This window comes from Actinomadura sp. 3N508 (genome assembly GCF_044326375.1).
In the GTDB taxonomy this organism is placed as follows: domain Bacteria; phylum Actinomycetota; class Actinomycetes; order Streptosporangiales; family Streptosporangiaceae; genus Spirillospora.
In genome coordinates this window covers 324,523-335,933 of sequence record NZ_JBIRAX010000002.1, presented here as the reverse complement: position 1 = coordinate 335,933, position 11,411 = coordinate 324,523, and the positions used below count along the sequence as shown (strand labels likewise).

Annotated in this window: 12 protein-coding genes; 9 read left to right on the top strand and 3 right to left on the bottom strand. The window is 69.3% G+C overall.

From position 1 onward, the window contains the following. Positions 1-235 precede the first annotated feature (235 nt). From ACH34S_RS07870 to ACH34S_RS07855, 4 genes are read left to right on the top strand one after another with little or no spacing between them, the layout of a single operon-like run. On the top strand, positions 236-1,213 hold the full coding sequence (locus ACH34S_RS07870) for an ABC transporter permease (RefSeq protein ID WP_395951775.1): 978 nt from the start codon (positions 236-238) through the stop codon (positions 1,211-1,213). Further along, positions 1,210-2,097, top strand: a complete 888-nt coding sequence (locus ACH34S_RS07865; protein WP_395951774.1) for an ABC transporter permease — start codon at positions 1,210-1,212, stop codon at positions 2,095-2,097. Before ACH34S_RS07870 ends, ACH34S_RS07865 begins: the two co-directional genes overlap by 4 nt. Then, on the top strand, positions 2,094-3,938 hold the full coding sequence (locus ACH34S_RS07860; protein WP_395951773.1) for an ABC transporter ATP-binding protein: 1,845 nt from the start codon (positions 2,094-2,096) through the stop codon (positions 3,936-3,938). The genes ACH34S_RS07865 and ACH34S_RS07860 overlap by 4 nt, the downstream gene beginning before the upstream one ends. Continuing rightward, positions 3,935-5,563, top strand: coding sequence for an ABC transporter substrate-binding protein (locus ACH34S_RS07855; RefSeq protein ID WP_395951772.1), 1,629 nt, complete (start codon positions 3,935-3,937; stop codon positions 5,561-5,563). The genes ACH34S_RS07860 and ACH34S_RS07855 overlap by 4 nt, the downstream gene beginning before the upstream one ends. A 58-nt stretch (positions 5,564-5,621) precedes the next feature. Here ACH34S_RS07855 and ACH34S_RS07850 read toward each other — a convergent pair whose 3' ends face one another. Continuing rightward, a complete protein-coding gene (locus tag ACH34S_RS07850) occupies positions 5,622-5,861 on the bottom strand; it encodes a hypothetical protein (RefSeq protein ID WP_395951771.1) in 240 nt (79 codons plus the stop codon). Positions 5,862-6,021: 160 nt separating this feature from the next. Between ACH34S_RS07850 and ACH34S_RS07845 the strand changes: the two genes are divergently transcribed. The 3 genes from ACH34S_RS07845 (at position 6,022) to ACH34S_RS07835 (ending at position 9,152) form a co-directional block, all read left to right on the top strand. Next, positions 6,022-7,746, top strand: coding sequence for a hypothetical protein (locus ACH34S_RS07845; protein ID WP_395951770.1), 1,725 nt, complete (start codon positions 6,022-6,024; stop codon positions 7,744-7,746). 171 nt (positions 7,747-7,917) lie between these two features. After that, complete coding sequence (locus ACH34S_RS07840) at positions 7,918-8,373, top strand: MFS transporter (RefSeq protein ID WP_395951769.1); 456 nt, start codon at positions 7,918-7,920, stop codon at positions 8,371-8,373. Then, on the top strand, positions 8,370-9,152 hold the full coding sequence (locus tag ACH34S_RS07835) for an MFS transporter (protein ID WP_395951768.1): 783 nt from the start codon (positions 8,370-8,372) through the stop codon (positions 9,150-9,152). Before ACH34S_RS07840 ends, ACH34S_RS07835 begins: the two co-directional genes overlap by 4 nt. A gap of 202 nt (positions 9,153-9,354) precedes the next feature. On the opposite strand, the gene ACH34S_RS07830 is transcribed toward ACH34S_RS07835, so the two are convergent. Beyond that, positions 9,355-9,549, bottom strand: a complete 195-nt coding sequence (locus ACH34S_RS07830) for a hypothetical protein (RefSeq protein ID WP_395951767.1) — start codon at positions 9,547-9,549, stop codon at positions 9,355-9,357. Positions 9,550-9,883: 334 nt separating this feature from the next. After that, positions 9,884-10,207, bottom strand: a complete 324-nt coding sequence (locus ACH34S_RS07825; RefSeq protein WP_395951766.1) for a hypothetical protein — start codon at positions 10,205-10,207, stop codon at positions 9,884-9,886. A 108-nt stretch (positions 10,208-10,315) separates the two neighbouring features. On the opposite strand from ACH34S_RS07825, the gene ACH34S_RS07820 reads away from it, so the two are divergent. After that, positions 10,316-11,122, top strand: a complete 807-nt coding sequence (locus ACH34S_RS07820) for a Scr1 family TA system antitoxin-like transcriptional regulator (RefSeq protein ID WP_395951765.1) — start codon at positions 10,316-10,318, stop codon at positions 11,120-11,122. After that, positions 11,119-11,310: a DUF397 domain-containing protein gene (locus tag ACH34S_RS07815; RefSeq protein ID WP_395951764.1), complete on the top strand. Its 192-nt coding sequence runs from the start codon at positions 11,119-11,121 to the stop codon at positions 11,308-11,310. The genes ACH34S_RS07820 and ACH34S_RS07815 overlap by 4 nt, the downstream gene beginning before the upstream one ends. Positions 11,311-11,411 lie beyond the last annotated feature (101 nt).

Below are 11,411 nucleotides of genomic sequence, written 5' to 3'. Positions count from 1 at the left end.
TGTCAGTAACGGACACCACGCCCCACCGCCCCGGCTCTTCGATTCGAGTTCCCGCGCTGCCCGGCCGGCCACTCCCGTCGGACGGTCCCGGAGCGCTCCGATTATCTGAGCGTTCTGTTGTGAAAGTCAACAGTAGCTTCGGGGTCACCATGAAGTGCGATGCCCTTTCCATTGCTCGACTGTTGACATTCACAACACCTCGCCGCATTCTGCCGGGGACGGCGAGGTGATGACGTTGGCCGAACGTTCCCCCCATGCCCGCTGGCTGTGGCTGCTGCGGCGGCTGCTGCTCGGCACGGCGGTCGTGCTGCTGGTGTCGATCCTGGTGTTCTTCGCGACGCAAGTACTACCCGGCGACGCGGCCCGCGCGGCGCTCGGGCGCGAGGCGACACCGGACCGGGTCGCCGCGCTCCGCGCCGAACTCGGACTCGACGAGCCGGTGGTGCGGCAGTACTTCTCGTGGCTGGGCGGGATCCTCAGCGGTGATCCCGGCCAGTCGCTGGTCACCAAGGAGCAGGTCAGCGCGCTGGTCGGGGACCGGGTGCTGAACTCCGCCGTGCTGGTGACGATCTCCGCGGCGATCGTGGTGCCGCTGTCGGTGCTGGTCGGCGCGCTGACCGGCCGCTGGCGCGACCGCCTCGCCGACCGGGCGATGCTCGTGGTCACCCTCGGGCTCACCGCGCTGCCCGAGTTCATCATCGCGCTGCTGCTGGTGATCCTGTTCGCGACGTCGGTGTTCCACCTGCTGCCGGGCACGGTCCTGCTCGCGCCGGGGGAGAGCCCGTTCAGCAACGCCGAGCAGCTGGTGCTCCCGGTGGTCGCGCTGGTGCTGGGCGTCCTGCCGTATCTGGCGCGGCTCGTGCGCGGATCGGTGATCGACGCCTACGAGTCGGAGTACGTGCGGACCGCGCGGCTCAAGGGCGTCCCGGAGCGGGTCGTGCTGCGACGCCACGTCCTGCCGAACGCGCTCGTCCCGGCGATCCAGGGCACCGCGCTCGCGCTCGCCTACCTCACCGGCGGGATCCTGGTGATCGAGCAGGTGTTCAACTATCCGGGCCTCGGCAGCGCCCTCGTGGACGCGGTGAACAACCGCGACGTCCCGGTGATCCAGCTGATCTGCCTGCTGTTCGCCGCCTGCTACGTGGCCTTCAACCTCCTCGGAGACGTCCTGACCGTGTACGTCACACCCCGGCTGCGGACGGCCGGCGCATGAACACCGCACTGCTGCGCCGCTGCCTGCGCGAACCCCGAATCCGGGTGGGGCTGGTCCTGACCGGGCTGGTCCTGCTGGTCACCTTCGCCGGACCGTTCCTCGCGCCGCACGGGCACGACGACATCGTCGGCGCGCCCTACGCGGCCCCGTCGTCCACCGCGCTGCTCGGCACCGACTACCTCGGCGAGGACGTCCTCTCCCGGGTCCTCGCCGGAGGGCGGAGCATCGTGTGGATCGCGTTCGCCGGGACGCTCGCCGGAGTCGCCGTCGGCGCCGCGATCGGCATGACCGCGGCCTACAGCGGCGGCGTCCTGGACGAGATCCTGATGCGCGCGATGGACGTCCTCCGCGCGTTCCCGCCCCTCGTCCTCATCCTGCTCCTGGTCGCGATGGCCAGGGCCAGCACGGCACTGCTGCCGCTGATCGTGGCCGTCGCATGGGTGCCGCAGGTCGCGCGGGTGGCGTACGGGGCGTCCAGGGAGGTGGTGTCCAGCGAGTTCGTCGAGTCGGCGGAGACGCTCGGCGCGCCCCGCCTCCGGATCGTCCGCCGGGAGATCCTGCCGAACGTGATGACCCCGCTGATGGTCGAGTTCGGGCTCCGGCTCACCTGGTCGATCGGGATCGTCACCGCGATGAGCTTCCTCGGCGTCGGCCTCCAGCCGCCCGCCGCCGACTGGGGCCTGATGATCAAGGAGAACTACCAGGGCCTGGCGCTCCAGCCATGGGGCGTGGTGCTGCCGGTGCTGTGCATCGCGGTGTTCACCTTCGGCACCAACCTGATCACCGAGGGCTTCTCCTGGACGGTCGCCCGCGTCTCGTCCCGGGAAATCTCGTCCCAGGCGGTCTCGCCTCAGGCGGTCTCGTCCGAGGCGGTGAAGGCATGACGGCGGCGGCGGTGACGGTCAAGGGCCTGCGCATCGACCTGACCGGACGCGGCGGCGTCGACGTCGTCGACTGCGTGGACTTCACGATCGCGGCGGGCGAGGTGCTCGGCCTCGTCGGCGAGTCCGGGTCGGGCAAGACAACGGTCGGGCTGGCGCTGCTCGGCGACGCCAGGCGCGGCGCCCGCATCGTCGGCGGCAGCATCCTGATCGACGGCCAGGACGTCGCGAGCCTCGCCCCCGGCAAGCTCACCGCGCTGCGCGGCAGCACGGTCGCGTACGTGCCGCAGGACCCGTCGATGGCGCTGAACCCGGCACTCCGGCTCCGCCGCCAGCTGACCGAGCTGTTCGAGTTCCACCGCCCGGACATGCCCGCCAAGGAGCGCGACGAGCGGATGAGCACGACCCTGCGCGAGGTCGGGCTCGACTCCGACGACGCGTTCCTCGACCGCTTCCCCCACCAGCTCTCCGGTGGCCAGCAGCAGCGGATCACCCTCGCGCTGGCGTTCCTGCTCCGTCCCCGCGTGATCGTGCTGGACGAGCCCACCACCGGCCTCGACGTCACGACCCAGGCGCGCGTCCTGCAAACGGTGCGCGAACTCTGCGCCGAGCACCAGGTGGCGGCGCTGTACGTCACCCACGACATGGCGGTCGTCGCCGAGCTGGCCCACCGGATCATGGTCATGTACGCCGGACGGGTCGTCGAGGCCGGTTCGAGCGCGCAGATCTTCGACCGCCCCGTGCACCCCTACACCCGCGCGCTGCTCGCCGCCGTGCCCGTGGTCTCGGAGCGCCGGGAACTGGCCGCGATCCCCGGCGACACCCCACCCCCCGGACGGCGCCCGACCGGCTGCATGTTCCACCCCCGATGCGCAGAAGCGCTGCCGGAATGCGCGACGACCGTCCCGGAACCGGTGGAGGTGAACGAGGGACACGACGTGCTCTGCATCCGCGCCGAACACCTCGCGTCCGGCCCGTCCCGCGAAGCCCCTCGCCAGGCCGCCGCCCGCACCGGAAGCCAGGCCGACGTGCTCCTGCGGGTGTCGCATCTGGACGCCTTCCACGGCCGACGCCAGATCCTCCACGACGTGTCCCTGGAGCTGACCAGCGGGGAATGCCTCGCGCTGGTCGGCGAGTCAGGCTGCGGCAAGACGACCCTCGCGCGCAGCATCATCGGCCTGCACCGCCAGCACAGCGGCGGCATCACGTTCCGGGACGCCGCGATGGCGACACGCGCCCGCGACCGTCCCCTCGAACAGCGGCGCGCGGTGCAGTACATCTTCCAGAGCCCCTACAACTCGCTCAACCCGCGCCGCTCGATCGGCGAGACCCTGCGCGAGCCGCTGAAGATCCTGTTCTCGATGCCGTCGGCGAAGGCCGCGACCACGATCGCCGAGGCGCTGGAACGCGTGTCGCTGTCGCCGAGCGTGGCGTCGTCCTACCCCGGCGAGCTCTCCGGCGGGGAACGGCAGCGGGTCGCGATCGCGCGGGCCCTGGTGTGCCGCCCCGACGTGCTGATCTGCGACGAGATCACTTCCGCCCTCGACGTCTCCGTGCAGGCGTCCATCGTCCGCCTCCTCCGCACGCTGCAGGACGAGGAAGGCCTCGCGCTGCTGTTCGTGACGCACAACCTCGCGCTGGTCAGGACCATCGCCGACCGCGTCATCGCCATGCGCGCCGGGCGGCTCGTCGAGACCGGCCAGGTGGACGACGTGCTCGACCACCCCGATGACCCGTTCACCCAGCAGCTCATCGCGGCCACCCCCGAATTCGGGTCCCCCGAACTCAAGGCGGCGGCGGGCGGCGTCCCAGCGGAACAACGGTCGCAGGAGGACCGGACATGACCACGCAACCCCCATCAGGTCTCAGCAGACGCGGATTCCTGGGCACGGCGGCCGCGCTCGGCCTGACCACCGTCGGCGGCGCGACGCTCGCGGCCTGCGGCGGCGAGCAGGAGAAGCAGGCCGCGGGCAAACCGCGCCGCGGCGGCCGGCTCACCGTCGCGACCGGCGGCGCCAAGGGCTCCGACACGCTGGACCCGATGCTGCTCAACAGCGTCCCGGTCAGCTTCATGGCCCGCGTCCTCTACGACCAGCTCGCCGACTACAGCAACGAGATGCAGTACCACCTGCAGATGGCCGAGCTGATCGAGCCCAACGCCAAGGGCGACGAGTGGACGATCCGCATCAGGCAGGGCATCGAGTTCCACAACGGCAAGACCCTCGACGCCGACGACGTGATCTTCACGTTCAAGCGCGCCATCACGCTGCCCGGGTCGGTGATCGTCGGGAAGTTCAAGCCGCTCGTCGACCTGAACGAGATCAAGAAGCTTGACGAGCGGACGCTGCGGCTGAAGCTGCTGCGCCCCGCCGCCACCTTCCGGAGCACGCTCGCCAGCCCGTTCAAGATCGTCCCGGTGGACTTCGACCCGCGCAACCCGGTCGGCACCGGCCCGTTCAAGTACAAGAGCTTCACCCCGAACCGGCAGTGGGTCTGCGAACGGTTCGCGAACTACTGGAACGCCAACGGCAAGTCCGAGCCGAGCGACTCCGCCGCCCCCGCGAACCTGGGCCCCAAGCCCTACCTGGACGAACTGGTCGTCAACGTCGTCAACGACGACTCGGCCCGGCTCGACGCGCTGGTGACCGGCCAGGTCGACGCCATCAACCAGCTGCCGTACCCGCAGATCCCGACCATCGAGAAGAACCCGCGGCTCAAGCTGCTGGAGTCCAAGACCGGGGCGTGGACCGGCATCTACATGAACATGAAGGAGCCGCCGTTCAACGACGTCCGGGTCCGGCAGGCGCTGCGGCTGGCGATCGACCGGGAGCAGGCGCTCACCGCCACCCTGTCCGGGCACGGCGTCGTCGCCCACGACCTGCCCGAGCCGTTCGCCCCCGCGTACCCGAAGCAGCTCACGCGCAAGCGCGACATCGCCAAGGCGAAGCAACTGCTCAAGGAGGCCGGGCAGGAGGGCGTCACGGTCGAGCTGGTCACCGGCCCGGTCTCGACCGAGGCGGTGCCGATGTGCACCGTCCTGGCGCGGAACGCCGCCGAGATCGGCATGAACATCAAGGTCCGCCAGGTGGACACCGCGACGCTGTTCGGCCCCAATTTCCACAGCTGGAAGTTCTCTGTGGACAAATGGCCGACACAGGGCAACTACCTGACCCTGATGGCGCTGACCGACCTCAGCGAGACCAACTCCCTGACCCACCTGGGCGGCGACGACCTCAACCAGATCCGCTCGCTCTACGAGCAGGCGCAGACGACCACCGACCAGGCCAAACAGGATCAGCTCACCCAGCAGATCTACCAGATCCAGTTCGAGCGCGGCGGCTGGATCATCCCGTTCTTCGCCAACGTCGAGAACGCGCACAACGTGAAGAACGCGGGCTGGCCCAAGAACGACTTCTCGGGCCGCACCTTCGGCAACGCCCACTTCGAACAGGTCTACCTGACCGAGTAACCCAGGCCCCGCGCCTTGCCCGTCCGTCCGTGTCCGCGAACGGACGGGCACGACGTGGTCAGCGCTGGTGCCAGAGGCCGTACAGCGTCAGCGACAGACACGTGACCGTGATCCCGGCGCCGATGGGAAGCCAGATCTCTGGAGCGAGCCAGACCAGGACACCCGCCACGCTCCCCACGAGAATGCAGGCCACGGTGGCGACCACATGCTGCGGCACGAACACCCCCGGGCCGCGTCCGTCCGGCGGGGGAGCCGGAGACGGGGCGGGCAGGGGGACGTTGCTGGCGGGCTGAGGCATTCCTGACGGTCCTTTCTCCGATCGTGGCCTCCAGCAAGCCAGACCCGCGCGGCGTTGCACCACGCCGCAACCGGTCCGGCGCCGGGTGTTGCAGCAAATGGCAACACCCGAAAGGCAACTATGAGCGGCTTTCCAGAGCGCGAGCACGGACCATGGACCCATGACCGACCTGACCCCTCGGCAGCCGGCCGCCTGCGCCACGCCCGGCTTCAAGACGCTCAGCCCTGACCTCGAGCCGGAGGTCGCGACCTGGGTCCGCGAGCTCCGCACGATCTGGACGGCGGCCGGTGTGACGATGAACCGGTTCGCCGGCCGGTACCCCCTGGACAAGGGCACCCTGTCGCGCTACCTCAACGGCAGGCGCGTGCCCCGCGACCACTGGTTCCTCAACACGCTGCTGGCGATCCAGGCCGAGCAGGGCAAGGAGGTCTCCCAGGAGGTCCGCGACCACTTGACCGGGCTCCATCTGGAGGCGCTGAAGGTCGCCCACCCGCACCAGTACCAGGTGAGAGTGGTCAGCGACGAGCTGGAGCTGGCCCTGGTCGGCCAGCACGAGGCGGAGCGGTACGTCCGCGCCCTCCAGGAGCAACTGGCCGACCGGATCCGCCAGATCGAGGAGCTCACCGACCAGCACGGCCGGCTGCGCGCGTCCTGGGATGACGACCGCGCCGCCATGGCGGCCGAGAAGGAGCGGCTGGAGCGGGAGATCGCCGAACTCGAACACCGCCTGCAAACGGCCCAGGAGCGCATCGCCCAGACCGAACACCGCTGCCGCCGTCTCGAAGACGTCCTCAACCGTTTGCAGGACGGAGCCTCCGGCGAACGCTCCGATTCCGCTCACGACGACACGGGCTCGGGAACCCCGGCCGCTTCTGTCGGTGATCTGCCCCTCACCAAGCCTGAGATCGCGGCGGAAGTGCTGGGGGCATTCAGAAAGGCGGACGCCAGACCCCAGGCGCTGGCACTGGCGGCACGGGCCGCCGACGAGGTCAGCGTCACCAGCGACCCCGGTGACGTGACGAGACTGCTGGAAGAAATGCGCGAGCTGGAAGCCCATGACGCTGCCCGGACATGGGCCGAACGATCCGTCCCCGTTGTGCGTGTCACCGCCCCGGGCGACGCGGCGCGATTGCTGGCCGGGCTCCGGCAGACCGGCGCGCAGGATCTTGCGACGGAGCTGGCCGGACGGGTCGTAGGCGAGGTCAGCCTCACGACCGACACCGACGACGTGGCGGAACTGCTGGAGGAACTGCGTCGGCTGAGTGTCCGGAAGCCCGCCTGGGCATTGGCCAAATGGGCCGCACGCAGTGTCGATGTCAGCGACTCGTGGAGCGTCGTGCGAATGCTGGTGGAACTGCGAAGGCTGCACCCGCAGCCCGCTCGGATGCTCGCCGAGCGGGCCGTTCCCGACGTCAACGTGACCAACGCCTACGACATGGTGCAGATGCTGCGGGAACTGCGGGAGCTGCATGCCTGGCCCCTGGCGAAGGCGTTGGCCGAACGAGTCGTTCCAGCGGTCGACATCGCCGGCACGTTCACCATGGCGCAGCTGCTGCAGGAAGTACGGAGGGTGGACGCGCAGCTCGCCCTGGCATTGGCTGAGCGAGCAGTTCTGGCTATCGATGGGACGACGACCAATCCGTCTGACGTTGCAATGATGTTGGCGGAAGTGCATGGGGCGGGTGCCCATAGCCTGGCCCTGGCACTGGCTGAGCGAGCCGTCCCCATTGTCGACCTCGCCGGTGGCGTCGCGGTGCTGCTGGAGGAATTGCGGGCAATAAATGCCCACGGCCCGCGCGAGGACCTGCTCCTGCGGTGCGAGTCCCGCGAGGCGAACGCGCCCCACTCGGCGGTGGACGTTTTGGGTGGGGCGGGGCAGGCTTGATCATGTGGTCACTCCACCGGGGCCGGTGAAGGCGGCGTCCGCTCGGCTGGACGAGCCCGGCGGGCGGTGGGTGCTGGTTGTCACCGCCGCCGGGTCCCGAGCTTGTGTTGCTTGTGGCGACGGTCGTCAACGTGGCCTTGCCGGCGCTCCAGTGGAAATCTGGACGCGTCGATGGCGGTCCTGCAATGGACGGTCAACGCGTTCACGCTCACCCTTTCCGCGCTGATCCTCCTGGGTGGCGGTCTAGGCGACCGGTTCGGAGGCCGTCGCGTGTACCTGGTCGGGGTGGTGTGGTTCGCGGCCGCGTCACTCCTTTGCGGGGTGGCGCCGAGCCTGGAGTGGCTGATCGCCGGTCGCGCCCTGCAAGGGATCGGCGGCGCCATGGTCGTGCCGGGTTCGCTCGTCCTTATCCAAGCCTCGTTCAATCCCGATGATCGGGCGCGAGCGATCGGCAAGTGGCCGGGGACGAGCGGGATGGCCGGTGCGGCGGGCCCGCTGCTCGGCGGGACGCTGGTGGACGCCGCCGCACTTGATTCTGCACGTGCCGGAGAGCCGCGACGACGGGCTGCCCGGACGGTTCGACGTCGCCCGGGACGGTGCTCGCGGCGCTCGGACTCGGCGCGATGAGCTACACGCTGATCCAGGCCACCGACACACCCGCATCCGCGACGTTCGCCGCGCTTCTCGGGCACGCGGTCGCGCTGGCGTTCGCGTGGGTCGAGCGGCGCGCCCGGGACCCGATGCTGCCGCTCGGGCTCTTCTCCTCGCGTCCGTTCAGCGTCGCCAACCTCGCGAGCTTCTTCCTCTACGGCGGGCTCGCCGGGCTGTTCTTCCTCATGCCGATCCAGTTGCAGGTCACCGCCGGGTACACAACGCTGGCGGCCGGGCTGGCGCTGCTTCCGCTCACCGTCCTGACGCTCGGGCTGTCGGCGCGGGGCGGGTCGCTCACCAAGCGGGCCGGTCCGCGCGTCCCGCTCGCCGCGGGTGCTCTCATCAGCGGGTTAGCGCTCGTCCTGGCGACGCGGGTCGGACGGGACGCGTCCTACCTCACCGACGTGCTCCCCGTCGTCTGCCTCATCGGGGTGGGCATCCCGCTGATCACGCCGCCCATCACCGTGACCGTGCTTAGCGCCGTCCCCGACGCGCGCGCCGGGATCGCCAGCGCGGTGAGCAATGGCGTCGCGCGGACCGCCGGGCTGGTGATCGTCGCCGCACTGCCGCTGCTGGCGGGGCTGCCGCAAAACGCCGCGAGCAACCCGGCGGAATTCGACCGCGGCTTCGACGCGTGCATGCTGATCTGCGCGGCCCTGTTCGTCGCAGGCGGCCTCATCGTCTGGTTCGGCGTGCCCCGCCCAGCCGCCAAGGTGCCGGACGAACCAATCTGCCGACACCACATCTTCAGATAACTCGTTAGCCCAGGTTGATCAGCTTCGCCTGAGTGGTAGTCCTCCTGCGAGAGGGGGTCCCGGGTCTGGCGCCCGGGACCCCCTCTTTCGTGTCCGGCCCCATTGGCGGAGCGGGACACGGGACGCGCGGCGAACTGGGCGAGGGGTAGTCCGTCATCGTGCGCCCCCTTCGCGCGGGCCTACCTCCCGCGCGGTCCTCCCCCTACCTGGACGGCTCCGGCGGGGAACTCGGCTCCGCCTCATCGAGCACGGCCGAGACCTTGTCGTAGGCGCCGACGCTGATCGTGTCCACCGTCCCCCGAAGCAGGCCGTGATCCTTCATCGCCTCGCGGAATGCGGCGGACACGAGTTCGATCAGTCCCGCGCGATCGGCACTGGGGCTGGGGGTCTCGTTCACGGTGCCGTCCGTCTCTGAAGCGGTTGGGCCCTCACCACCGCTCGCGGCTGAACCTGGGGCGGAGGTGGCGGAGAAGGCCGTGCATCACGTTGCGCGGGCTGCTTCGTACGTTGGCGGGGTTGTGGAGGGCGGACGCGGGCGCTTCCGGGTCCTCCTCTGGTGGACGGCTTCCCGGCGACGTGCCGACCGCGCTGGGGTGGTCTGTGCCGCGTCCCCCAGAGGGCTCCAAGGAGGAGACCGAACATCAGGAACGCGACGGCGACGATTCCGAACGCAACCGTCGTCCAAGCCAGCTCGCCCGGATCGCCCGACGTCGTGAACATGCTGAGAGTGGCTACGGTCGACATCTCTGGCCCCGCATCACGAGCTCGTGTCGGACCGTGCCGAGCGCTTTGGCGATGTTCTCAACCGCCCCAATGGGGCCGTGGTCGGTTGTCCATGCGAAGTACGGGAACCCTCCGTTGAGGATCACCGTTACGTCGGCCGCCTGGCCTGACCCGGTAAGGCCGATCCTGGCGGACATCTCGCCGTCGGGGCGGAGGATGTCGCCAGTGAGGTCCCTGGTGTCGTTCGCGGCGGCGGCAAGCTTGATGGTGTGCTCTCGCCTCACCTCCGGATGGATCGTGGGTCGGGGGCCTTCTCCAGTCTCGGTGTCCATGGTCGTCATCACCTCACAGGGCAGATGTCTGTTCAGCGCTGCAAGTCTGCGCTGTGAAGCGCTACCGTTTCTACGTTCGCGGAACGTCGGAAACGTGCGGAGCGGAAAATGTCCGAGCCCGAGGATCTCGACCCCGATAGATCGTTGTGGAACTACATCGCCGTTGAGGTGCGCCGACTGCGCCAGATTCGCGGGCTGTCCGGGAACAAGCTCGCCGAGCAACTCGGCTGCGACCGTTCGTACGTTTCCCGAGTTGAAAACGGACGGCTGCACCTCTCTCCGGGCTACGCCCAAAGGCTGGACGCCCTCTGGGACACAACCTTCGCCCGAATCGTCCGATTGGCGGAAGCGAGCGATGACGGCGACTGGTTCACGGGGCTCACGGAGCACGAGGCGCGTGCGACACGGCACCGCATGTGGGCCGCGCTGCTGGTCCCCGGCCTTCTCCAGACTCCGGAGTACGCGCGGGCCATGCTGTCTACCGGAATGGTCTCGGGTGTCGAAGAGGCACTAGAGAAGCGGCTGGCGCGGCAGGCGGTGGTCTGGGAACGGGTCGAACCACCGCTAGTGAGCGTCATCCTGAGCTGGGCCGTACTCGCGCAACCTGTGGGCGGCTCGGATGTGATGCGCGCACAGATCTCGCACCTGGCGGAACTGGCGGAAGCGCCTCACGTGTCCATCCGCGTCCTAGAGGCGGCCAGCGGGGCGCACAACGGGCTGGACGGAGCCTTTCGGCTCCTGAGCGTGGGAGATAGGGAGGTCGCGTTCATAGATGCCCCCGAACGGGGACGACTCGTGACCACTCCAACGGACGTGATGAAGTACGCAGTACGCTACGACCGACTGGGCGACCTAGCCGCACCTGTCGGCACGTCGCGAACCATCCTCCACAGGAGCATCGAGACCTACCAATGACCGAGTGGCGTAAGTCGTCGCACAGCGGCTCAACCGCGCAGTCGGACTGCGTGGAGCTGGCGGTTCTCCCCGGCGCGGTCGGCATCCGCGACAGCAAGAATCCGGATGGACCGAAGCTGGCTCTCCCGGCCTCCGCCGTGCGTGCGTTCCTGACCCGCATCAAGCGCGGTGACCTGGACAAGGCCTAACCCGCACATCGTGGCCCCGTTCCGGCTGTGCCTTGGGACGGGGCCTCGTTATGTCTGCCGGATTCTAGATGCCCGTCCCCTTCAACGGTCTCCTTCACGCG